Annotated in this window: 16 protein-coding genes and 1 pseudogene; 4 read left to right on the top strand and 13 right to left on the bottom strand. The window is 68.6% G+C overall.

Annotation, left to right across the window (positions count from 1 at the left end; all coding sequences use genetic code 11):
• From ACWCSV_RS32020 to ACWCSV_RS32010, 3 genes and pseudogenes are all read right to left on the bottom strand, one after another.
• Positions 1 to 404 (bottom strand): annotated as a pseudogene (locus ACWCSV_RS32020) (NPCBM/NEW2 domain-containing protein); the annotation flags it as partial.
• Between the two features lie 163 nt (positions 405 to 567).
• Positions 568 to 3,165 (bottom strand): glycoside hydrolase family 97 catalytic domain-containing protein, encoded by a 2,598-nt coding sequence (locus tag ACWCSV_RS32015; RefSeq protein WP_451148294.1) that lies wholly within the window; start codon positions 3,163 to 3,165, stop codon positions 568 to 570.
• A 200-nt stretch (positions 3,166 to 3,365) separates the two neighbouring features.
• The gene (locus ACWCSV_RS32010) at positions 3,366 to 5,495 is read right to left on the bottom strand and encodes a glycoside hydrolase family 2 protein (protein WP_451148292.1); all 2,130 of its coding nucleotides are present in this window, start codon (positions 5,493 to 5,495) and stop codon (positions 3,366 to 3,368) included.
• Between the two features lie 681 nt (positions 5,496 to 6,176).
• On the opposite strand from ACWCSV_RS32010, the gene ACWCSV_RS32005 reads away from it, so the two are divergent.
• The gene (locus tag ACWCSV_RS32005; RefSeq protein WP_451148290.1) at positions 6,177 to 7,403 is read left to right on the top strand and encodes a glycoside hydrolase family 3 N-terminal domain-containing protein; all 1,227 of its coding nucleotides are present in this window, start codon (positions 6,177 to 6,179) and stop codon (positions 7,401 to 7,403) included.
• Positions 7,400 to 9,367 (top strand): glycoside hydrolase family 3 C-terminal domain-containing protein, encoded by a 1,968-nt coding sequence (locus tag ACWCSV_RS32000; protein ID WP_451148288.1) that lies wholly within the window; start codon positions 7,400 to 7,402, stop codon positions 9,365 to 9,367. Before ACWCSV_RS32005 ends, ACWCSV_RS32000 begins: the two co-directional genes overlap by 4 nt.
• A 180-nt stretch (positions 9,368 to 9,547) precedes the next feature.
• Here the strand turns inward: ACWCSV_RS32000 and ACWCSV_RS31995 are convergent, their stop codons facing one another.
• From ACWCSV_RS31995 to ACWCSV_RS31965, 7 genes are all read right to left on the bottom strand, one after another.
• On the bottom strand, positions 9,548 to 10,750 hold the full coding sequence (locus ACWCSV_RS31995; protein WP_451148286.1) for a PucR family transcriptional regulator: 1,203 nt from the start codon (positions 10,748 to 10,750) through the stop codon (positions 9,548 to 9,550).
• 256 nt (positions 10,751 to 11,006) lie between these two features.
• A complete protein-coding gene (locus ACWCSV_RS31990; RefSeq protein ID WP_451148284.1) occupies positions 11,007 to 12,806 on the bottom strand; it encodes a glycoside hydrolase family 27 protein in 1,800 nt (599 codons plus the stop codon).
• A gap of 206 nt (positions 12,807 to 13,012) precedes the next feature.
• On the bottom strand, positions 13,013 to 13,921 hold the full coding sequence (locus ACWCSV_RS31985) for a carbohydrate ABC transporter permease (protein WP_451148282.1): 909 nt from the start codon (positions 13,919 to 13,921) through the stop codon (positions 13,013 to 13,015).
• Positions 13,918 to 14,922 (bottom strand): carbohydrate ABC transporter permease, encoded by a 1,005-nt coding sequence (locus ACWCSV_RS31980; RefSeq protein WP_451148280.1) that lies wholly within the window; start codon positions 14,920 to 14,922, stop codon positions 13,918 to 13,920. The genes ACWCSV_RS31985 and ACWCSV_RS31980 overlap by 4 nt, the downstream gene beginning before the upstream one ends.
• A complete protein-coding gene (locus ACWCSV_RS31975; RefSeq protein ID WP_451148296.1) occupies positions 14,919 to 16,178 on the bottom strand; it encodes an ABC transporter substrate-binding protein in 1,260 nt (419 codons plus the stop codon). The genes ACWCSV_RS31980 and ACWCSV_RS31975 overlap by 4 nt, the downstream gene beginning before the upstream one ends.
• A gap of 488 nt (positions 16,179 to 16,666) precedes the next feature.
• Positions 16,667 to 17,632, bottom strand: coding sequence for a recombinase family protein (locus ACWCSV_RS31970; RefSeq protein ID WP_451148278.1), 966 nt, complete (start codon positions 17,630 to 17,632; stop codon positions 16,667 to 16,669).
• A gap of 42 nt (positions 17,633 to 17,674) precedes the next feature.
• Entirely contained in the window at positions 17,675 to 19,114 is a 1,440-nt protein-coding gene (locus ACWCSV_RS31965) for a dihydrolipoyl dehydrogenase family protein (protein WP_451148276.1), read from the bottom strand.
• 114 nt (positions 19,115 to 19,228) lie between these two features.
• Here ACWCSV_RS31965 and trxA point away from each other — a divergent pair, with 114 nt between their 5' ends.
• Positions 19,229 to 19,618: a thioredoxin gene (gene trxA / locus ACWCSV_RS31960; protein WP_451148274.1), complete on the top strand. Its 390-nt coding sequence runs from the start codon at positions 19,229 to 19,231 to the stop codon at positions 19,616 to 19,618.
• 116 nt (positions 19,619 to 19,734) lie between these two features.
• Here trxA and ACWCSV_RS31955 read toward each other — a convergent pair whose 3' ends face one another.
• Positions 19,735 to 20,082, bottom strand: a complete 348-nt coding sequence (locus ACWCSV_RS31955) for a hypothetical protein (RefSeq protein ID WP_451148272.1) — start codon at positions 20,080 to 20,082, stop codon at positions 19,735 to 19,737.
• Positions 20,083 to 20,133: 51 nt separating this feature from the next.
• Complete coding sequence (locus ACWCSV_RS31950; protein ID WP_451148270.1) at positions 20,134 to 21,156, bottom strand: LacI family DNA-binding transcriptional regulator; 1,023 nt, start codon at positions 21,154 to 21,156, stop codon at positions 20,134 to 20,136.
• Positions 21,157 to 21,434: 278 nt separating this feature from the next.
• On the opposite strand from ACWCSV_RS31950, the gene ACWCSV_RS31945 reads away from it, so the two are divergent.
• Positions 21,435 to 21,902 carry a type II toxin-antitoxin system PemK/MazF family toxin gene (locus tag ACWCSV_RS31945; RefSeq protein WP_451148268.1) on the top strand — a complete coding sequence of 156 codons (468 nt, stop codon included), beginning with the start codon at positions 21,435 to 21,437 and terminating at the stop codon, positions 21,900 to 21,902.
• On the opposite strand, the gene ACWCSV_RS31940 is transcribed toward ACWCSV_RS31945, so the two are convergent.
• Positions 21,887 to 22,783: a TIGR02452 family protein gene (locus ACWCSV_RS31940; protein ID WP_451148266.1), complete on the bottom strand. Its 897-nt coding sequence runs from the start codon at positions 22,781 to 22,783 to the stop codon at positions 21,887 to 21,889. The genes ACWCSV_RS31945 and ACWCSV_RS31940 overlap by 16 nt on opposite strands.
• Between the last annotated feature and the right edge of the window lie 14 nt (positions 22,784 to 22,797).

Below are 22,797 nucleotides of genomic sequence, written 5' to 3'. Positions count from 1 at the left end.
GCCACGGCCTTGATGCCGTTCGGGAAACGCACCGGATCGGGCACCAGGTTGCCGGACGCGTCCCGCGAGGGCAGCGCCCAGCAGTCGTCGAGGTTCACGTAGGAGTACCCGGCCGCCTTGAGACCCTTGGAGACGAAGATGTCGGCGATGCCCTTGACCATCGCCTCGTCGAACTGCGAACCGCAGCCCGTGGTGTTCCAGTTGTTGAACCCCATCTGCGGGGTACGGGCCAAGCCGTTCTCCACCGCCGCGGCCTCCGGCGCGGCGGCCACGGCAGCGACCTGCACGCCGACGGCGACTCCAGAAGTCACTGCGGCGGCCCCGGCCAAACCGCCGGCGGCAAGGGTGAGCGAGGCGGCCGCAGCCGCCCAACGGTGTCTATCCGTGTACCTTTCGAAGGACATGTGCGGCTCCCATGTGTTGTCCCGCGAGGGCGGGCGACAGCGAGGACATGTGCGGGCTGCGCTGGGTCGGGACGGGACACGTCGCGGTGGACACCGCGACCGCCGGTTCGGCGGCGGGCGCGACCGGGATGCGTCCTTTCCCTTGTCGCAGGGGCGCGGTCGGTCAGCCGCGGTTCCATTTCTGGTTGGCGGCCCCGGTGCATGGCCAAATGATCACCTGGGTGCCGTTCGTGGTGCCGCGGTCGTACGCGTCCAGGCACTTGCCGGACGCCACGTTGACGACGGAGCCGCTGGACATGACTCGCCAGCCCTGGCTCTTCGCGTTGGTGCAGTCCGTGATGATGACGGCACTCCCGTCGGCGCTCGCGCCGTCGCGTACGTCCAGGCATTCGGTGGGATAGACCCTGAGCTGGTTGGAGGCCGTGGAAGTCCAGATCTGGTTGGCTCCGCCGTTGCAGTCCCACAGTGCCGGCCGGGTTCCGTTGTCCGTCGCGTTGTTGGGCACGTCCAGGCAACGCCCGGATTCCACACCCTTGACCGCTGCGGCGGCGGCGCCTCGTGCCCACTGCTGCTGTGCTCCCCCGTCGCAGCCGCGGATCACGAGTCCGGTGCCGGTCGAGGTGCCGTGGTCGCGGGCTTCGAGGCACTTGCCCGAGGCGGGGTTGACCACGGAGCCGTCGTCCCTGGCGGTCCACTGCTGGGCTCCGGTGTTGTTGCAGTCCCAGATCTGGACCGTCGTCCCGTCGGCGCTCGCCCCGCCGTCGACATCCAGGCATGCGCCGGGGAACACCCGCAGCTGCCTGGCCGGAGTCTGCGTCCACACCTGGTTGCTGTCCCCGTTGCAGTCCGCGAGCCTGACGTCGGTCCCGTTGGTCTGCGTGCTGTTGGGCACGTCGACACAGAGACCGGACTCCTGGCCCTTGAGCACCCCGTCGGTGTCGGAGGAACCACAGGTCGTCATACCTTCGGTGTAGGGGCACAGTGCGGAGGCGAAGCCGCCGTTGCGCGCCATGGGCACCGACAGGGTGTCCCCACCGGAGACCACACGCGTCTCCCGCAGCAGCGATCCGGAGCCGTCGCGGACCGTCTCGAGCAGCCAACGGCCGTCGCCGAGGAAGCTCAGTGGTGTCTGGAACGTCTTCGCGGCCAGGGCCGAAATGCCTCCGACGTACCACCTTCCGCCTGCCCGGCGAGCCATGTAGGCCTCCTGCCCGGGAGCGCCGGCGAGCAGGCGCGTCTCGTCCCACGTCGTCGGGAGCTGGTCGAGGATGCGCAGCGCCTCGGGCCGGGACTGATAGCTCTCGGGGTTGTCCGCGTAGTGCTGCCAGCCCGACTCGAAGACGACCGCGGTCGCGAGTTCGTGGGCGTCGGTGGTGTCCCGGTTGTTCATGCTGAAGACGACGGGGGTGAAGTCCATGCTGGAGACGACGTTGCGGGTGAAGGGGAGCAGGGTGTTGTAGGAGGCCCGGTTGCGCTGCTGTTCGGCTCCGTAGACCGCCTCACCCGTCATGACGTGCGGCCAGGTCCGCTGCATGCCTCGCGGGGTTCCGGCGCCGTGGAAGTTGACCAGCAACTTGAGTTGGGCGGTCTGGGCGAGGACGGTGTCGTACCACTTGAGGGTCGGCTGGGTGTACTCGTAGCTGAAGTCGATCTTCACTCCGGCCACGCCCCAGCTCTGGACGAGCGGCAACCAGTTGGCTCGTTGCTCGGCCGTCTGGAGGGCGGAGGAGTTGAACCAGACGATCACCTTGACGCCTCGCGCGTCGGCGTACTTCACGAGGTCCGGCATCCAGCTCGACTGCCAGCCCTCGTCGACCAGGACGTAGTCCCAGCCGTGGTGCTGCGCGAAGTCGATGTACTTTCGCTGGCGGGCAGGGTCCGACGGGCTCGAGTGCTCGGTCAGCCAGGACCAGGCGGACGCGCCCGGCTCGATCCAGGACGTGTCGCTCACCTTGGACGGCTGGGCGAGGTCGTCGACGATCGTCGACTCGGTGACGGTCGCCAGGTCTCCCACCGCCGCGGTGCGCCAGGGCGTGGCCAGAGGCAGCGTCGCGGTGACGGGAGCGTTCGTGATCGAAGTCGCGTAGTTCCCCGACCCCGCCTGGTGGGTGAGACGGCTCCCGGCGTAGCGGCCGTCGATGTCCGTCTCGGCCAACAGCGCGTACGTCGAACCGATCTGGAACAGGGCGGGCACGGCGTAGGTGTTCGCGGGGGCGTCGCCCGCGGTCGTACGGAACCACTGCCCCTGGTCCTCACGGCCGGCCGGTACCAGCCAGGCGTTCGCCGACGCGGGCACCTCCCACGAGGACGCCTCTCGCTGGACCGTCACGCTGCCCGAGCCGGGCAGGACGTACCGGTACGCCGCGCCGGTGCTCGACAGGCGCACCACGACGTCCAGCCGTGCGCCGCCCGATCCGGTGAAGGACAGGGTCGTCTCGGTGTAGGTGGTCTGCCGCGAGCGCTTCTTCCCGGTCGTCATCGTGTAGGACTCGGTGAGCGTCCGGTCCTTGCGCCCTGTGAAGGTCAGGCCCTTGGTCAGGTCGGCGGTGCTGGTCTGCACCCCGATGGGGGCGGGGTTCAGCACCGCTGTTCCCTGACGGGACACCGCGAACCGCAGGGAGCCGCCGTCGCTGTCGAGGCTGACCTGCGCGGAGATGGGCGCGTTCGTGGACGGGCCCGAGACCGTCCACGTGGTGGTGGCCGCGTGCGCCGGAGCCGCGGGAAGGACGACGGCGGCCAGGGCGACCGCCAGCAGGTACATGACTAAGAGCCGGGGACTTCTGAACTTGCTTCTGTACACGGTGATCTCCGTCCATGGAGGGCAGTGCGGGACAGTGTGTAGACCTGTTGAATCGGACGTCAACGCTCCGCACAGAAATGAACAAATCTCCAACTGGGCTTGTCCTGTACGCCAATTGGGCGGCGCATTTGACGGCTTGGCTTGATCCCGCCAGGCATTGGTCACCCCTCGCCCGGCACGCCGGAAACCAGGTTCCAGGTGACCTTGTCGGTGTGCGTCGTGCCGTTGACGGAGGCCGTGACGGAGACGGTGTTGTCCCCCGGGCGCAGCTGCAGCCCTGTCCACTTGAAGATGCGGTCCGCGCTGGTGCGACTGCCCAGCGCCGTGCCGTTGAGCACGGCGGAAACCGTCGACGCGTTCGAGTAGACCTTCAGTTCGGCCGCTGCTTCGGTGCGCGAGGTCCAGCGGCGGCTGGTGATGTACAGGGTCGGCTCCGGGGACCAGTTCGCCTTGTACCAGAAGAAGGCGTCCTTGCGGATCAGCCGGTCGCGGGTGACCAGGCCCTTGTCGTTGATTCCGGGCCGGCTGCCCTCGTTGCGCCCGTCGGAGGCGAAGTCGAACATGTTCCAGACGAACGAGCCCCAGACAAAGGGCCGCGCGGCGAGCTGCTTCCAGGACGCCTCGTGCAGCAGTGCCTGGTACTCCTCCGGGTGGAACGCCCCTCCCGGGCTGGGCGCCGACGGGTTGAGTGCGTGCTGGCCGGGGTTGGCCCCTGCGCCGAACTCGGACAACGCGAACGTGCGGTTCGGCGAGGCAGCGTGCAGCTTGTCGGCCCAGCCCCCCAAGTCGTTGAAGGAACCTCCGTACCAGCCGAAGTACTTGTTGTACGCCGTGGTGTCCGCGTGGCTCGCCACCTGGGCGTCGTTGCCGAGGTTGTTGGCGTAGGTGCTGATGCGGTCCGGATCCTCGCTCCTCACGAGCGCGGCGAGTTGGGCGAGCAGCGTGTTGGTGGGGGTGTTGTCGCTGCGCTGCTCGTTGCCGATGCCCCAGAAGACGATCGAGGGATGGTTGTAGTTCTGGCGGATCAGTTCACGGAGCTGGTACTGCGTGCTCGCGGTGAACGCGGCCGAGTCCGTGATGGCGTCCACCAGGGGTATCTCCGCCCACACCACCACGCCGGTGGCGTCGGCGAGGTTGTAGTCCTTCTGATCGTGCTGATAGTGGGCCATTCGCACCGCTGTGGCCCCGACCTCCTTGATCAGGGCGAAGTCCTGGGCGTGGTCGGTGTCGGTGGCGGCCCATCCGGCGACGGCACGGTCCTGGTGCAGATTGACGCCGTGCAGGCTCAGGCGCCGGCCGTTGAGCGTGAAGCCGTTGGTGGCGTCGAGGCCGTGACTTCGCAGCCCGAGCGGCTCGGTGACCACGTCCGTGATCACGTCCGAGGCCGCGTCCTGGATCTCGACATGGGCACTGTAGAGGTAGGGGTCGGCAAGGCCGTTCCAGCGGCGCGGATTGGTGAGGGTGAGGGTCTGCACGACGTCCGTGCCGCTGCCGGCACCGAGCGTCTGCGCTGCGGTGCTCCGATCCGCCACGACTGTGCCGTTGGCGTGGGTGATGACGGTACGCACGACTACCGAGCGGCTGGTGGTGTGGTTGTTGAAGAGGGTCGCCCGCACGTCGACCGTAGCCGAGGTCGCCGTGACCTCGCGCTGACGCAGGTAGACGCCCGGCCCGGCGTAGTCGAGCATCCGTACCGCGAGCCTGTCGACGGCGTGCAGGCTGACGTTGCGGTAGATGCCGCCCTGGAAGGTGTAGTCGGCGCCGAGCGGGGCGATGTCTGGGTTGTGCGCGTTCGTTACTTTGACCGCCAGCACAGCGGCCTTTCCTGGCGTGAGGGCCTCCGTGACACCGAACCGGAAACGGGAGTAGCCACCTTGGTGCCGGCCGACGTGGGCGCCGTCGATCCAGACATCGGCCACTTGATTGACCCCGGCGAACTGGAGGAAGAGCATCCTCCCAGAAAGGTCCGCCGGCACCGTGACGAGCCTTCGGTACCAGCCGACACCCCGGTAGTAGCTGCCACCGTCGGCCCCGTCCAGGGCGTTCCAGGTGTGCGGGACGCTCAGGGAGCTCCAGGTGCTGTCGTCGAAGCCCGCCCCCTCCGCCCCCTCGGCATCTCCCTTGTGGAATCGCCACCCGGAGTTCAGGTCGAGCCGGACTCGCCGTGCGGGCGGGGCGTAACTCTCCAGCGCGGCCGAAGCTGCGGCAGCCGAACCGCCGGAGACGAAGGTGGCCAGAACCCCTCCCGCCACGGTGCCCAATACCAGTCGGCGACTTGGAAGTTCGTTCATGAAGTGCCTCCAGGGAGGATGTGGGGGTACCTCGGATGGCATGCGCCTCGCGCGACACGGAGGCGTCTGAGCCATCCCGTAGGTTCATGTATATGAACAACCATCTGCAATATGAACTCGGCAGAGGGTGACGCTAGGCCCGGCCAGCCGGTCGGTCAAGCCTGCGAACACCAAGGAATGACATCCGCCGCGAGCCCATCCATCCACCCAGGCGTTCACAGATATGAACCACGACAGAGATGCCACCCTCCGCCTGCAGCTCGCCAAGACCTTGCGAATGTTGAGAACTGTTTCTTCGTCTTTCGTCTTGACCTTAAAAGAAACACAAATGCACACTGTGCACCGTCCCTCCGTCGAAACGGGGGGAGTTCCTCACGACGGGCTCCCACGGCGGTATTGACCGACCGCCAGGTCCGCAGCCCGTCGCGCGACCAGCACCGGCCGGACAGCGACGGCCACCAACTCCGTTCCGCCTTGGGGCGGTTCGAGGTCCGGTGTCGATCCGACGACCGCAACCACGTTCGTCGCATGAACGCGTCGGTGATCCGGCGCGCATCACCATCACGCCGTGACCGCACGGCGCTTTCACCCGTCCTGGCGTCTTCCGTCCTGAGCTGAGCTACGGACGGCCACGTCATCAGCGCGTTGAAACGGAGAAATCTCATGCAAGGGAACCGTTGGTTGAGCGCCGCGGTCGGCGGCGCTCTCGTGGCAGCGGGGCTTTTCGGCCAGGCCGGTATCGCACCGCCGGCCACCGCGGCTGCAGCCGCATGCCCCTGGGTCGGGTCCGGCGCGCCGGTCACCGACCGGGTGTCGCAGTTGCTCGGCGCGATGTCCCAGGACCAGAAGCTGGCCTTGATCGCCGGCACCGGCAGCAACGCCTACGCCGGCGTGGTCCAGGCGATCCCGGAACTGTGCGTCCCGGAGCTGGATCTGGAGGACGGCCCGTCCGGAGTGGGCCAGCATCTCACCGGCGTGACGCAGTTACCGTCCGCCGTCAGCGCGGCCGCCACCTGGGACACCGCCGCCGCACGGGAGTACGGCGCGGTGGTGGGTGCCGAGCAGGCGGGCAAGGGGTCGGAGGTCGATCTCGGGCCGACGGTGAACCTGGTCCGCGACCCCCGCTTCGGGCGGGCTTTCGAAACGATGGGCGAGGATCCGCATCTGGCCGGAGCGATGGGCACGTCGGTGATCCACGGCGTCCAGAGCCAGGGTGTGATGGCGCAGCTCAAGCACCTGGCGGTGTACAACCAGGAGACCTACCGCAACAGCCCCAGCGACGCCGTCGACATCGACGAGCGCACCCTGCAGGAGCTGTACCTGCCGGCCTTCGAGACCGCCGTGCGCAAGGGCGCGCCCTCCTCGGTGATGTGCTCCTACAGCACGGTCAACGGCGACTACGCCTGTCAGAACAAGAACCTGCTCTCCACGGTCCTGCGCGAGCAGTTCGGCTTCAAAGGCTTCGTCACCGCGGACTGGGGTGCCACGCACGCGTCCGCGGCGTCGGCCAACGCCGGCATGGACATGGAGATGGGCAACCGGAACTACTACGGAGAGCAGCTCGAAACCGCGCTGGCCGACGGTTCGGTCGCGCAGTCGACTCTGAACACGATGGTGGGACGCATCCTCACGGAGATGTTCGTCTTCGGGCTGTTCGACAAGGCGCCCTCGGGCTCGACCGGCGCACACGTGACCACCGCGGACCACGTGGCCACGGGTACGGAGGTCGCGGAGAAGGGCACGGTGCTGTTGAAGAACAACGGTGTCCTGCCGCTCAGCGCCACCAAGGGGTCGTCGGTCGCGGTCCTGGGAAGCTGGCAGAACTCCGGTGGTGGCAGCGCCTCCGTGCACGCCGACTCCGTGGTGTCGCCGCAGCAGGGCATCGCCGCGCGAGCGGGTTCGGGGTGACCGTCCAGTACGCCCAGGGGTCGACGGCCACGTCGACGTTGGCCGGCATACCGGCGGGAGCACTGAAGCCGACCTCCGGCAGCGGCGACGGCCTCACCGGGCAGTTCTACAACAACACCACCCTCTCCGGCTCCCCGGTGCTCACCAAGAACACCACCGCCCTGGACTACACGTGGGGCGGCGCGAGCCCCGGCCAGGGCGTCAACTCCAACAACTGGTCGGCGAAGTGGACCGGCACCCTGAAGGCTCCGGCGACCGGTGTCTACACCTTCGCCACCACCAGCGACGACGGCAGCAGGCTGATCCTGAACGGCAAGAAGCTGGTCGACCAGTGGGGAGACCAGGGCTCGCAGACCCGGTCCGCCAGTGTCCGTCTGACCGCCGGGCAATCCGTCCCGATCGAGATCGACTACTACAACAAGTCCGGGGACAGCCGGCTCGGCCTGTCCTGGACACCGGCCGACTACACCGACGGCGCGATCACCGAGGCCGTCTCGCTGGCCAGGAAGTCCTCGGTCGCGGTGGTCTTCGCCAAGACCGACACCTCCGAGGGCTCGGACCTGAGGGACATCGAGCTTCCCGGTGACCAGAACCAGTTGATCGCGCAGGTGGCCGCGGCGAACCCACGCACCGTCGTGGTGCTCAACACAGGATCGGCCGTCACCATGCCGTGGCTGGACCAGGTGGCCGGGGTGTTCGAAGGCTGGTATTCCGGCCAGAGCGAGGGCACCGCGATGGCCGCACTGCTGTACGGCGACGTCAACCCGTCCGCCAAGCTCCCGGTGTCGTTCCCCAGGTCGCTGAACGACGTGCCCGCCAACACCGCCGTCCAGTGGCCGGGGCAGAACGACCGCGTGCAGTACAGCGAGGGCCTGGCCATGGGCTACCGCTGGTACCAGAGCAAGGGCATCGAACCGCTCTTCCCCTTCGGCTACGGCCTTTCGTACACCACGTTCGGCTACGGCAGCCTCCGGGTCAGCGGCCCGGACGCGCACGGCGACTCCACCGTGAGCGCGACGGTCACCAACACCGGCAGCCGGGCCGGCGCGGAGGTCGCTCAGCTCTACGTCACCTCGCCGACCGCCGGCGAGCCCGGCAGACAGCTCAGGGGCTTCCAGCGGGTGGAGCTGAGCCCGGGCGAGAGCAAGCAGGTCACCTTCCCCGTCTCCATGCGCGACCTTTCGCATTGGGACACCCAGGCCCACAAGTGGGTTGCCGACATCGGGAGCTACGGCATCTCCGTGAGCGACTCCTCCGCGAGCAACAAGCTCGCCGGCACCCTGAAGGTCACGTCGACGGCCACCGGCAACACCGTCACCGTGAGCAACCCGTCCGGCATGAGCAGCCTGGTGGGCAGCTCGGCAACGCTGGCCGTGCGCGCCTCCGACTCGGCTTCCGGCCAGAAGCTCGCCTACAGCGCTTCCGCGTTGCCGGCCGGCCTCTCCATCGACGCCGGTACCGGCATCATCTCCGGCAAGGCCCAGTCGGCCGGTACGAGTACGGTCACGGTCACCGCCACCGACGGGACCGGAGCGACGGGGAGCACCACCTTCGTGTGGTCCGTGGTCAAGCCCGGCAGGTCCGGGCCCGTCGTCTCGGGGTTGTCGACCTCACTCTGCCTGGACGACCGTGCCGCCTCCACGACCAACTCCAACCCGGTGCAGACCTACACCTGCAACGGCACAGCGGCCCAGCAGTGGACCCTGGGCGCGGACAACACCCTCCGGGTTCTGGGCAAGTGCCTGGATGTCAAGGCCGCTGGCACCGCCGACAAGACCCCCGTCGGCATCTACGACTGCAACAGCTCCGGGGCCCAGATCTGGCAGCCGCAGTCCAACGGCGCTCTGCTCAACCAGGGCTCCGGCAAGTGCCTCGACATTCCGGCCGCCTCCGTCGAAGGAGGCACCCAGGTACAGATCTACGAGTGCAACAACACCGACGCACAGAAGTGGTCCCTGCCCTGACGGAGATGCGCCCGGAGCAGGCTGACGCGAGCGGACCGAGCGGACCGGTCTGACTCCGGTGGGCCAGGTACCCGTGCAAGCCCGTCGGTCCCGCCTCCGCACCCCCGCGTGGTTCACGTGGGGGTGCGGAGAGCGGGATCGGCTGCGTCATTGCCACCGTCGCGACGGAGCGAACCCGCCTCAGATACGTCGTCGGTTCAGCAGCCACCACGCGGTCACCAGGTCCTCGGTGCGGTGCAGGTCCAGCCCGGTGAGTTCCTGGAACCGGTTCACCCGGTACCGGACGGTGTTCGGGTGCACGGCGAGCCGGCCGGCGACCTCCCGCACGTCCTGGTCGCATTCGAGGTACTCGCGCGCGGTCTGCTCGATCTCGCCGCTCGACCGCCCTGCGGCGTCCAGCGGTGCCAGATGGCGGGCGGAGAGGGCTTCTGCCGTGTGCGGGTCGGCCAGTACGAGCGGCCGCGGCCCCAGGTCGGGCAGGCGTACGACGCCCGTCATGGCGAACCGCCGGGCGGTCGACAGCGCCAGCACCGCCTCGTCGAAGCCGCTTTTGAGCTCGTCGAGCGGAAGAGGTGTACCGGCCGCCACGAGGTGACCGACGACGGAGACGGGCGCTTCCGGCGCGATGATGCCAAGTGCCGGTCCGACCTGCGCGATCAGAAGCCGGTCGGCCGGGAGGCGAAGGGCCGAAGCGATGGCGCGGCGGATCACGGCGGCTTGGTCGGCGGACGCTGTCTGTGCGGCGAGGGCCACATGGCGCGCCTGGGGGGCGAGCCCGAAGAAATGGGCGTCGCGATTGATTCGCTCGGCAGAGAGGGTGCCGCCGAGTACGCCGCTCGCGAAGGCCGAACGGCGTTCGGCGTCGAAGTGCGCGCGCTCCAGGACCAGATCGTGCTGGACTCGGGCGAACACCGCGGACGCCTCGTTGGAGAACTCCCAGGTGCTGTCGTGCACGGCGAGCAGGAGGTCTGGGGGCAGCCCCACTTTGGCGGCCACCTCGTCCACCAGGACGAGGATCTCCCGCGAACCCAGCTGGTAGGCGACGGTGACCACGTCGAGCGGGACTCCCTGGCCGGCGCGCTCGACCGCGTAGCCGCGGAGGATCTCGCGCAGGGCCTCGTCGGGAACCCTCAAGGAGGCGAGCTCAGAGACGAGGATGTCCATGAAACGCTGAGCAGAAGACCGGATCTCCTCGTCCGGAAGCACCGCGTAGCCGGGGACATGCCGGCGGATCAGCGTGAGCAGGCGGTCCGCGAAGACGTCTCGCAGCGTGCGCAGACTGTCGACGGCGGCGACCACCGCGCGATGGGTGGAGGTATCGAGGGTGGCCAGGTCCGGCATACGCCGTCGGGCGGGCCAGGCTGTAGGTATCTCATACTCCATGTCGGCAGCGTATCCACGGGCACATTGTTCCGGAGCACAAACATGTCACGGAGAGGGTACTGAACCTTCATTGACTGGAAAGGCACTACGTGGCCACGCAGTCGAGAAGTTCGTGCCGGCCTTGTTCCCGCAGACAACGCGCGGGTACGCCCGTCCCCCGGACGGACGGGCGCGCAGTGCGCCGGCTTCGCCGGCCCGTGACCGCGGGCCGACGAAGCGGACGGGGACACCTCGGTCGGTGTCCGCCGGACACCACCTAGTAGGCCCAGGACCACCTCTGGTTGGCGTTGCCATTGCAGGTCCACAACTGCAGTTCGGTGCCGTTCGCGGTCTTGGCGCCCTTCACGTCGAGGCACAGGCCGGACTTCTGGGCGACGATGGTGCCGTCACTGTTCACGGTCCACTTCTGGGACGTCCCACCGTGGCAGTTCCACTGCGAGACCTTCGTACCCGGGGTGGTGGCGTTCTCGTAGACGTCCAGGCACTCGGTGGCTCCCATCGTGCGGAGCTCTCCGTTGGAGGTCGGCGAGATCTGCTGGTTCAGGCCGCCGTTGCAGTCCCAGATCTGCTCCTTGGTGCCGGAGAAGTAGACGTTGCCGCCGGCGGTGTCGATGCACTTGCCGGACTGGGCGCTGACGAGGGCGCCGGTGCCACCAGTGCCGGAGGTCGGGACCGCCGAGATGAGGGCCACTCCTCCGGGGGCCACACTGGTGGTGTAGGTGCTGACGGTGCCCAGCGGCTTGTCGTTGTTGATCATGTCGGTGATCTTCGCCTGGCCACTGAGCCCGAGCTGGGCGAGCGGCAGACTGAAGGTGTGGCTGGCGGAGACGTCGGTGTTGAAGACGCCGATGTACCAGGTGCCGTTCCTCTCACGCTTGGCGAAGACCTGCTCGTTGCCGCTCTCGATGAATCGGGAGGCGGGAATGCCGTCCTGGTCGATCGCGATGAGCCTCTTGTTGGCCAGCAGTTCCTTGTCGGCCGGGTCGAGGTGGGTCAGGTCGGCACCCAGCATGTACTGGGAGCTGGCCAGCGCCCAGAGCGCCATGTTCGTCTGCCGCTGGGGTGGCGTGATGCCGTCGTTGTCGCCGTTGCCGACACCGAACGAGTCGAGGTCGTTCCATCCCCCCTTTCCCGCGTTGGGCTGGTGCAGAGCCGCGTCGTCGAATCGCTTGTATACGTTCGCCCAACTGGTGAGCGGGAAGCTGTAGCCCTTCGGGCTGGCCCCGATGTCACCGTCGATGCGCCAGGAATTGGCGAGATCCGACCAGGTCTGGCCGTTGGAGGCCGACAGACTCGCGGACAGGTTCAGCGCGATCGGACGACCGGTCTGCTGCAACGCCTTTGACCAGGCCGTGACATCGGCCGTCTTGGACGCACCGACCCCGTCCAGTTTCAGGTAGTCCACACCCCAGTCGGCGAACTGGTCCGCCCAGGAGTCGATGAACTCCTGCGCCCCGGGCTTGCTGAAGTCGATGTTCCGCATGCCCTTGCAGTTGAAGTTGCTCGCACTGGTCGACGTGGCGATCTGGTCCGCCGTGTACGACGTGCCCGCGATCTTCGTCTTCTTCGCCACCGCCTGCGCGGAGATGCCCGGCGTCACGTACAGGCCGAACTTCAGCCCCTTGCCGTGCACGTAATCGGCGAGGACCTCCATCCCGTCCTTGGATCCGCTGCCCGGGAACAACGAACCGTCGGTCACCCAACGACCGTTGACATCCACGTCCGGCCCCTGACTTCCGGGGCACTTGTACCAGAAGTCGTCCATGTTGGCGTAGGTGTAGCCGAGGTCTCTCAGCCCGCTGGACACGAGGGCGTCGACCTGATCCTTGAACTTGTCCGCGGTGGGGTCCCGTTGCAGGAAACCCCACCCGCTCCAGCCCATCAGCGGTGCGTCGACGGCCAGACCGTTGTCCAGCGTCGGGGCCGCGTCCGCCGGTACCGCGGCGACCCGTACCGCCGCGGTACCGGCCTCGTGCGGCGACGCCACCGCCTGCGGCACCGCGAGTCCGGCACCGACGGCGAGCGCCAGCGCCGGCACCATCCATCGAGATCTCATGTGTCCTCATCCTCATTCCTGGGAGCGTGTGACCGCGACTACGGGCAGAACCGCAGAGCGCCCGGCTCGGTGCGCGTGTGTCCGCGACCGCGCGAAAGGGGGCCCGTGTCGTGTCGGAGGTGTCGCCCACCTCCCTCCGGCCCGCCGCCGGAGCACCGTCCGCGCAGGCGTACGGAACCCGGGCCGACGGATCGACGTATCGGCTCTCAGCCCTTGTTGGCGCCGAGGGAGAGCCCTGAGATGAACTGTTTCTGCAGGAGTACGTAGACGACCAGGGTCGGGATCGCGGCGATCATCGCTCCGGCCGCGATCAGGTTCTGATTGCTCACGAACTGCCCCTGGAGGTTGGCCAGCGCCGACGTGACCGGACGTTTGTCGCCGGACGACATCAGCGTGATGGCCCAGAAGAAGTCGTTGTAGATCCAGGTGGTCAGCAGGGTGGCCAGGGCTGCGAGGGCGGGGCGGCACAAGGGGATCGTGAGGCGCCAGAAGCGGGTCCACAGGCTCGTCCCGTCCACCAGCGCCGCCTCGTACATGTCGCCAGGGATGGACTTCATGTAGTTGCTCAGCACGAAGACGCAGAATCCCAGCTGGAAGGCCACGTTGATGGTGATGAGACCGAAGGCGGAGTTGTACATCAGCCCGCTCTCCGCGAGGAAGGTCGGCAGCGGGATCTTCAGGTACATCCTGAAGAGCGGTGTGATGATCACCTGCTGGGGCAGCAGATTCCCGGCCGTGAACAGGACGAGCAGGGCGACGTTCACCTTGATGTTCACCCGGGTGAGAACGAAAGCCGCCCCAGAAGCCAGTGCGAGCACGACCAGGACCGCCGGCACCGTGATCACGATCGAGTTCCAGAAGAACCGCCCCATGTCCGCCTGGGACCACGCGTCGCTGAAGTTGCCCAGCGTCAGACCGTGCGGCAGCGAGACGTACCCGTGCTTGCGGGTGTCGGAGTACGGACGGACCGCGACGTAGAGCGCGAAGCCGATCGGCAGCAGCCACAGCACGGAAGCGCTGACCAGGAAGATCTGCGAGAGGACCTGGCCCCGCGGGCGCTTCTTGCCGACGTGGCGCGCCGGCGCGGGGGTACCCGGCCGCGTCTGCGGATTCACTGTGCTTCCTCTCTGCGGAAGGTCTGGCGGAGGAAGAGGCAGATCGGCACCAGTGAGATCAGAAGCAGTACGACGCCGAGCGCGGATCCGAAGCCGACCCGTTGGGTCTCGCCGACGATGTTGGAAGTGACCAGGACCGACAGCAGTTCGAGTCCGTTGATGCCCTTGTTGGTGATGTAGACGAGGTCGAACGCACGCAGGGACTCGATGACGGTGATGACCATGATGACCACGTTGATCGGGCGCATCACGGGAAAGACGACACGCCAGAAGGTCTGCCAGGCGTTGGCGCCGTCCATCCGGGCGGCTTCCCGCAGCGTCGGGTCGACGGCCTTCAGGCCGGCCAGGTACAGGACCATCACGTACCCCGCCTGGCGCCAGGTGGCTTCCAGCAGGACGGCCCACAGGTTCAGGTCCGGGTCGCCGAGCCAGTCGATGGCGTCGTTGTCCCCGGCCCGGCCGATGACGGTGTTGATCACGCCGTAGTTCTGCGAGTACATGAACTCCCAGATGATGCCGACCAGGGCCAGCGAGAGCATGACCGGCAGGAACAGGATGCTCTGGTACATGCGGCTACCGCTGACGCCTCGGTCGATGACGACCGCGAACACCATGCCGAGCGGTGTGGCGATCACCACGAAGACCGCGAGCCAGATGAAGTTGTGCTGGACCGCGGGCCAGAACTCCGGGTAGTTGGTGGCGGCCTGGTGGTAGTTCTGGATGCCGTTCACACATCCGTTGTTGAGGATCGAGGGCAGGGCGGGGTCGCATGCCTTGGTGTGCAGGTCTCCCACACCGTTCCACCGGGTGAACGACAGCAGTACGGTGCCGAGCGCCGGGAACCACACGAAGGCCAGGCTGAGCAGCAGGGGTATCCCGAGCAGCACGGCGACGACGACGCGGTCCCGGGTGTTGAGGTGTTGCAGGCGCCGTCGCTTGCGCCGGACGGCTGGGCGACCGGGCGGCGCCGACGGCCGGTGGGTGCGGGTCGCGGTGCTCATCCGGTGTAGATCGCCTTCGCCTGGGACTCGGCGCTCTTCTGGAGAGACGCGATGTTCTTGGTGCTGGGGTCGCCGATGAACTTCTGGATGAGGGAGATCATCGCGGTGGCCATGGCGGGGTCCGCGTCCCGGTCCATGAACTGGCCCACGGCCTTGCACTTGGCTATCTCGGCCACCGACTTCTGCTGGATGGCGTTGTAGGAGGGCACCTTCAGCCCCTTGGCCAGCCCGACGTCCCACTGGTCGGTCCTGAGGTACTCGGCCTCGGCCTCGCCCGTTCCGATGTACTCGAGGACGGCCTTCGCGGCCGCGGGGTTCTTCGCCTTGGCGCTCAGCATGAAGCCGTCCGCGGGCGCGTCCATGTAGTCCTGGCCCCATTTCGGGTTGATCCCGGGGAAGGGGAAGAAGTCCAGGTCGTCCAGGTCCGCCTTGTCGCTGACGAACTGCGCGGCCACCTGGTTGGTGCCCTGGAACATCATCCCGGCCTTCTTGGACTCCAGCGTCTTGGCCGCGTCCTGCCAAGTGCGACCGTTCGCACCGCTCTGCACGTAGGGCATCATCTCCGCCCAGTGCTGGAAGACCGTGTGCACGCCCTGGTCGGTCCACGCGATCTCGTGCTTCATCAGCTTGACGTGGTAGTCGTACCCGTTGAGCCGCATGTTGAGGATGTCGAACGTGCCCAGCGCCGGCCAGCCGTCCTTTTCGCCGAACGCGATGGGGATGAGACCGTCGGACTTCATCTTCCTGCACAGCGTCAAGTACGCGTCCCACGTGGTGGGCACGGTGTAGCCGTTCTTCGCGAACAGGCTCTTCCGGTAGAAGACGACCCACGGGTAGTTGTACAAGGGCACGAGGTACTGGCGTCCGTCGAGGCCGGTGGAGAGCTGTTTGGCGACGGGGCCGAAGTTGCCGCCGATCTTCTCCCACACGTCGTCGATCGGCGCGGCCAGGCCCTGGGCCGCGAAGTACTGCATGCGGTATCCGGCGAACCATGTGAAGAGGTCGTCCGGCGTGCCCTGGAGATAGCTGGTGATGTTCTGCTGGAAGGAATTGTGGTCAACCGTGTTGATCTTGACCTTCACCTTGGTCGACGCACCAGCGGAGGCGGTCAGAGCCGCGAACGCCTCCTTGGTCGCCGGGTCGGAGTAGTTCGACCCGAAGGTGACCGTGGTGCCAGCCACTGGACCGGCCGGCTTTGCCGCCCCATCGGACTCCGAGTCGTCCCCACAAGACGCGAGCAGACCTCCGGCGGCCACCGTCAATCCGGCGGCGCCTATTCCCCTGAGCAGACTCCTGCGGGTGTGCGCGGCAGCGGGGGTGACGACGTCTCTGTCCGGGTCGACAGCCGACATGATGCCTCAATGGCGTGAATGGCGTGAGCCGAGATTCGGTGGGCCCGGGAGGTCGACCGGAGCGGATCTTGACTGCACCGCGCCAACCGATTCCAACAGAAGCCACCAATTTGCAACGCAATCGATCGCAGGCGTAGTTCTACGCCCCTCTCTCAGCCGCGTCTACGTTCTCGGCCACAAACAACTTTGGAGCGCGAAACGACTCGCCTCGGTACGCGACAGGGGCTCTGCGCGGTCCACCACCAAGGCGCTTCCAACGCCAAAACGACCGCGGTGTTGGCGACTTGGAGAACGCACAGGGCAACCTGAAGCGAGCTTCGGCGAAGCGTCCGGCTTCAGAACATCACCAGGGGACGGGTCTCAATCCAGCGGCAGTCAAGGGGCATCGGCCATCAGGACGCAAGATCGAATCCCCCAGCGCCCGCCGCCGCTTCCTGATGGATGACCACCGGGTCCAATGGATGAACTTCGGATCCGATGCCTGTCAGTAGCTCCGATTTCTCGATCTTCAGATCCAAGGTCACGGCATCGGACGCCTTGGCGATCCGCTTGAGGGAATCGGCCAACGATTCGGCAAATTTCCATCCCGATGAAGCGAAGGAGAACTGCCCCAGATCGGGATCCCGCACGAACCGAAAGCGCACTTGCGAATCCGGTGAGGGGCCCTTCCCCGACCTCGCCATTGACCTACGTACGCAGAGAAGGCGAGAACATCCGCATGGCGCTCCCGCGTTACGCATGGGCTTGAGAACCAGGATGCGTCGCGCGACGTTTCGGATCACCGAGGCGGCGTGCTCGTGCAGTGCCACGTGGTCCACGGCACCGGTCGGCACCAGGCGGACGTAGCGGTAGCCGTAGGAGGGCTTCGCCTTGACGCGTCCCGCCGCGCGGGCCTTCACCGCCGCGTCGCGGTTGCGACGCTGGATGGCGCGCAACTCCATCTGGGCGCCCCAGGCTTCCATGGTGAAGCGGTTCTCGTCGTTCGGATCGTCGAGATTCCAGGGCCCGTCGTGCCCGTACGTGAGCAGAGCCAGCCCGGTGTCGCGCATCATGTAGCCGGTGTTGAGGCAGTCCACGAGATTGCGTCCCAGGCGGTCCACCGCGGCACCCGCGATGCCGTTGTACGGGCCCCGCTCGCCTCGTAGCCACGGCCCCAGCCTGGGCCGCGTCATCGGGTCGGTAGCGCCCGACACCTCCCAGTCGTCCGCCCACGCGATGACGTGCCCGCCCGCAGCCTTGACTGCGGCGAGCGCGTCTTCACGCTGACGCTGGGGCGAGGAGGTTGAAGCTGACATCTGGGAGAGACGACGGACGCCGATGTAGCAACGTCCGCAGCCGTCGTAGGCACGTTCGATCACTCTCTCCGCCATACCACACATGCATACCTCCGCCATCTAGCTTTAACGGCGGTAGGTCTCCAGCAGCCGCAGCCATACCTCGCTGATGGTCGGGTAGGACGGAACGGCGTGCCAGAGGCGGGCGAGGGGCACTTCCCCCACCACGGCGACGGTGGCCGAGTGGATGAGCTCGCCGACCCCTGGGCCGACGAAGGTGACGCCGAGGACGGTCTCCCGGTCCAGGTCCACGATCATGCGGGCGTGGCCCCGGTAGCCGGAGGCGTACAGGCTCGCGCCCGAGACCGAGCCGAGGTCGTAGTCGACGGCCCGGACGCGGAGGCCGGCGCGTTCGGCTTCGGCGAGGGTGAGGCCGACCGAGGCGGCCTCCGGGTCGGTGAAGACGACCTGGGGGACGGCCGCGTGGTCGGCGGTGGCCGCGTGGGCGCCCCAGCGGCCGGTCTCCAGCGTCGCGGCGCCCTGTGCGCGGGCGGCGATCGCGGCGCCCGCGATCCGGGCCTGGTACTTGCCCTGGTGGGTGAGGAGGGCGCGGTGGTTGACGTCTCCGACCGCGTAGAGCCAGTTGCTGCCCTCCACCCGGCAGCTGTCGTCCACCGTCAGCCAGCCGCCGGGCTCCTGGCCCACCGTCTCCAGGCCGAGGTCGTCCGTGCGGGGGGCGCGTCCGGTGGCGAAGAGGATCTCGTCGGCCTCGATCCGGTCGCCGTCGTCCAGTTCGACGGTGACCGGTCCGTCGGGGGAGGCCCGGTGCAGGGCGGTGGCCGAGACGCCGTACCGGATGTGCGCACCGGCCTCGGTGAGGGCCTCGGCGACCAGTTCGCCGGCGAAGGGTTCCATCTTCGGCAGGAGTCCGCCGCCCCTGATGAGCAGCGTCACCTGGGCGCCCAGGCCCTGCCAGACGGTGGCCATCTCCACGCCGACGACGCCGCCGCCGACGACGACGAGCCGGCCGGGCACGCTCTTCGCGCTGGTCGCCTCCCGGCTGGTCCAGGGGTTGGCCTCGGCGACGCCGGGCAGGTCGGGGACGACGGCGCGGCTTCCGGTGCAGACGGCCACGGCGTGCCGCGCGGTCAGGGTACGGACCGTCCCGTCCGGGGCGGTGACGGAGACCCGCTTCTCGCCGGTCAGGCGTCCCCGGCCGCGGAAGACGTCGGCACCGACGCCCTCCAGCCACTCCACCTGCCCGTCGTCCTTCCAGTGGGAGGTGAACCCGTCGCGGTTGGCGAGTACGGCGTCGGCGTCCAGAGGGCCTTGTACGGCGGCTTCGAGCCCCGGCACCCTGCGCGCCTCGGCACGGGCGACGACGGGGCGCAGCAGCGCCTTGCTGGGCATGCAGGCCCAGTAGGAGCATTCGCCGCCGACGAGTTCGGTCTCCACGACGGCGGTGCTCAGGCCCGCCGCTCTGACCCGGTCGGCCACGTTCTCGCCCACCGGTCCCGCTCCGATGACCACGACGTCGTACTCGGCACTGCTCGCAGCTTCGTCCATGGGCTCAGTCTCGCCGGGCATGTCCCGTACGGCCACAGGGCAGGCGGAATAGTGCACGGATGGTCACGGTTGTGCCGGACAGGTCCGTACCGGCACAGGAAGAGGTAGCAGAGAATGAGCACCGTAGAGCTCACCAAGGAAAACTTCGACCAGGTCGTCAGCGACAACGAGTTCGTCCTGATCGACTTCTGGGCTTCCTGGTGCGGTCCCTGCCGCCAGTTCGCCCCGGTCTACGACTCCGCGTCGGAGCGGCACCCCGATCTGGTCTTCGCCAAGGTCGACACCGAGGCGCAGCAGGAGCTGGCGGCGGCCTTCGAGATCCGGTCGATCCCCACGCTCATGATCGTCCGTGACAATGTGGCCGTGTTCGCGCAGCCGGGCGCGCTGCCGGAGGCCGCGTTGGAGGACGTCATCGGACAGGCGCGGAACCTCGACATGGACGAGGTGCGCAAGTCGGTCGAGGAGCAGAAGAAGCAGCAGGCGCAGGGCCAGGAACAGGCGTAGCGCCCCGGGGCGGTGGCCCCTGTCCGCCCGCCCTTCGAGACCCCGGCCGGAGCGCGTCGACATGCGTCGGTGCACTCCGGCCGGGGTTTCGCGCGTGGTCGCGCCCGGCGGTGGCCTCAGCCTTCCACTCCGTCCGCGGCCGGGTGGTCTCCCGGTGCCGGGGTGCGGTCCGCGACGCGTGCCGAGAGGCCGTAGTCGATCTCCGCGCCGTCGATCAGCAGCGCTTCGACCGTCCGCGTGGCCGGGTCGATGTCGGCCTCGATGCCGTCTCCGGCATAGCGGGGGTAGCCGGACGCGCCGGTGGCACCGGTGGCCTCCACGATCCCGGACCTGATGGCGCTGCCGGGCTGGGGCGGGTCGTCCCGTTCGTTCTCCCCCGTCCTCACCGGTCCAGGCTTGTCGGCGCCGGACGCGTCGGTGTGCTCGGGTACCAGCAGGATCTCGTAGCTCTGCGGATGGCTCATGGGCCGACGCTAAGGGCTTTCCGGCGGTGGCCGGTGGACCGGCGCGCGCCGTCAGGTCGAGTCGCGGGGCACCGCCACGGCCCGCAGGAGTTCGTGATGCTCCGGTTCGCCGCCGGGATGCCGGACGAGCCGGTCGATGAGCTCCGCCAGCGGCTGTCCGGTGGCGAGCGCCATCCGTACGGTGCTCAGCCGGGGGCGGAGCAGTCTTCCGAGCATCAGGTCGTCGGCTCCGATCACGGCGGCCTCGGCGGGCACCTGGATCCCCGCGTCCTGGAAGGCCCGCATCAGCAGCATCGCGTACTCGTCGTTGTAGGCGAAGACGGAGTCCAGGCCGAGGTCGCGCCAGCGGGCGGCCAGACGGGCGGCGTCCCCCTCGTCGTACGCGAGGACGAGTTCCTCGATCCGCGCTCCGGCAGGTCCCGCCACCTGCCGTACGCCTTCGAGGCGCGGGACCGCGAAGGGGACCGTGGCCTGCTCCTCGGGCATGACCACGCCGATCCGGCGGTAGCCCCGCTCCAGCAGGTGGGACGCGGCGCGGCTGCCGACCTCGCGCTGGTCCAGCACCAGGCCGTGCGCTCCCTCGACCGGGTGCGGGCCCAGGGTGAGGACGGCCTTGGCCCCGGAACGGTGAAGGACGGCGATGCCGTAGGCGGTGAGGGCCAGCCCGGCCGGTGCGACCACGGCCACGGGGCGGAGTTCCGCCCAGGCCCGTGCGGCCTCGTCCGCGCCCAGGCCGGCGCTGCCGTACTGGACCACGGTGTAGTCGAGTCCGCGCAGTCCCGCCTGCAAATCCTGCAGGAAGTGGCGGTAGAGGGGGCCCTCGGGGAGGTGCCCGGTGGGCAGCAGCACCATACGGGTGTGTCCGGCGCGCAGGCTCCTCGCCGCGGCGTGGGGCACGTAGCCGAGATCTCGGGCCGCTTCCCGCACCCGGCGGCGGGTGGGTTCGCTGATCCGCATGGTGGGGTTGTTGTTGAGTACGTACGACACGGTGGCCCGGGAGACGCCCGCCAGCCGCGCCACATCGGCGCTCGTGGGGACGGGAGATTCCGAGGGCTGCTTGGGTAACTGGCTCATGGCGACGGGCAGTCTTGCAGACGTACCGGAGGGGGTCGCGTCCCGGGGCACCCCGAAACGCTCCGGCCGCGCGCGGGGGCGAACACGCGCTCCCGTCGTGCGCCTGCCACGCCGCCTGGTGCTGGGCTTCGCACCGCCTCGCGCCGGGCCTTCGCACGGCCTCCCGTACCGCCTTCCGTGCCGCCTCCCGCCCGGCCTTCGTGCCGCGTCACGCGCGCCGTCGGTGGCGGTCCCCGGCCGGTGCGGAGCCATGAGGGTGATTGTCCTACGGTGTGTTGATGACATATCAGAACGGCATGCCCGAGACAGCCTTTCCCCTCGCCTCCCCCGGCCGTACCGGCCCCTCCGCGACCGCCGAGGCGGATCCGCTCGAGGTGGGCCCGGTCCGCACCTCGTACGCCCCCGACCGGGACGGTGACCCCGACCCGGGCGAGATCGTCTGGACCTGGGTGCCGTTCGAGGAGAACGACGGCCGGGGCAAGGACCGGCCGGTGCTCGTGGTGGCGCGGGAGCAGGCCGGCACCCTGCTCGCGGTGCAGCTCTCCAGCAAGCAGCACGACCTGGACCGGGAATGGGTGGCGCTGGGTGCGGGGCCGTGGGACAGCTCGGGCCGGGCCTCCTGGGTCGATCTGGACCGGGTGCTGAGGGTGCACGAGGACGGGATGCGGCGCGAAGCCTGTGCGCTGGACTTCGCGCGTTTCCAGCGGGTCGCGGAGCGGCTCCGGGAACGCTACGGCTGGAGCTGAGCCGGTTCCGCCCAGTCCCGGGGGTGTGGCCCCGCGTCCCCGGGATCCGGCGCGGCGCTCCCCCGGAAGCGGTCGGCGAAGGCCGCTCGGGTGACGGAGTCGGGCGCGCGGTCGAGGATGCCGAAGACGACCTGTTCGAAGTGGCCCGCGAAGCGCCCGCCGTCCGTGAGCAGACCGCCGAAGGCGTCCGCGACCTGCGCGGGATGGTTCTGGAAGACCCCGCAGCCCCAGGCGCCCAGGACGAGCCGCCGGTATCCGCAGGCGGCGGCGGTCTCAAGCACCCGTTCGGCACGTTTCGCCAGGGCCGCCGGGACGAGGTGCGCCTCGTCGGGGGTCTGCCGCCGGATCACGCCCGCGTTGGGGGCGGGGGAGGTGAGGAAGCCCGCGAGGTACGGAGTGTCGAGCAGTGCGCCCCGGTCGTCGCGGAAGACCGGCACGCCCGGCGAGTGGATGACCCGGTCGGTGTAGAAGGCGCTGCGGTGTGCGCGGTGGTGCGCGTAGTACTCGGGGGCGCGCAGCAGGGTCGCATGGAGCGCGGAACCCCGGCAGAGGTCCTCTTCCTGCGCCCGTGCGCCGTTCAGGTATCCACCGCCCGGATTGCGGGCCGAGGCGTAGCTGAGCACGGCGATCCGGCCCGGCCCCTCCTCACTCATCCGGCGGGCGGCCCGAAGGCTGCTCTCGCCCGTCACCTCGAAGGCGGTCGCGCGGTCGGAGTCGAGTACGGGGACCGCCACCGGGCCCGGGCCGTACAGCCGGGTTCCGGCGAGGGCGGCGGCCGTCGCGCTCCCGATGGAGACCTCGCACCCCCCGGACGTGCGGTAACGGCCCTCGTCGACGATGGCTTCGGTCTCGCGGGCCACGGCGCGCATCCGTGCGCTCATGAACGCTCCCCCCA

The organism is Streptomyces sp. NPDC001770 (assembly GCF_053596135.1).
The sequence above is the reverse complement of the archived record's forward strand: the minus strand, read 5'-3'. Positions and strand labels throughout refer to the sequence as shown.

What these genes read in the sequence shown, in the direction of transcription:
- ACWCSV_RS32010 (WP_451148292.1), bottom strand. Translation starts at nt 5,495, where the DNA reads ATGAACGAACTTCCAAGTCGCCGACTGGTATTGGGCACCGTGGCGGGA.
- ACWCSV_RS32015 (WP_451148294.1), bottom strand. Translation starts at nt 3,165, where the DNA reads ATGTACCTGCTGGCGGTCGCCCTGGCCGCCGTCGTCCTTCCCGCGGCT.
- ACWCSV_RS31990 (WP_451148284.1), bottom strand. Translation starts at nt 12,806, where the DNA reads ATGAGATCTCGATGGATGGTGCCGGCGCTGGCGCTCGCCGTCGGTGCC.
- trxA (WP_451148274.1), top strand. Translation starts at nt 19,229, where the DNA reads ATGAGCACCGTAGAGCTCACCAAGGAAAACTTCGACCAGGTCGTCAGC.
- ACWCSV_RS31980 (WP_451148280.1), bottom strand. Translation starts at nt 14,922, where the DNA reads ATGAGCACCGCGACCCGCACCCACCGGCCGTCGGCGCCGCCCGGTCGC.
- ACWCSV_RS31965 (WP_451148276.1), bottom strand. Translation starts at nt 19,114, where the DNA reads ATGGACGAAGCTGCGAGCAGTGCCGAGTACGACGTCGTGGTCATCGGA.
- ACWCSV_RS31955 (WP_451148272.1), bottom strand. Translation starts at nt 20,082, where the DNA reads ATGAGCCATCCGCAGAGCTACGAGATCCTGCTGGTACCCGAGCACACC.
- ACWCSV_RS31945 (WP_451148268.1), top strand. Translation starts at nt 21,435, where the DNA reads ATGACATATCAGAACGGCATGCCCGAGACAGCCTTTCCCCTCGCCTCC.
- ACWCSV_RS31995 (WP_451148286.1), bottom strand. Translation starts at nt 10,750, where the DNA reads ATGGAGTATGAGATACCTACAGCCTGGCCCGCCCGACGGCGTATGCCG.
- ACWCSV_RS31950 (WP_451148270.1), bottom strand. Translation starts at nt 21,156, where the DNA reads ATGAGCCAGTTACCCAAGCAGCCCTCGGAATCTCCCGTCCCCACGAGC.
- ACWCSV_RS31940 (WP_451148266.1), bottom strand. Translation starts at nt 22,783, where the DNA reads ATGAGCGCACGGATGCGCGCCGTGGCCCGCGAGACCGAAGCCATCGTC.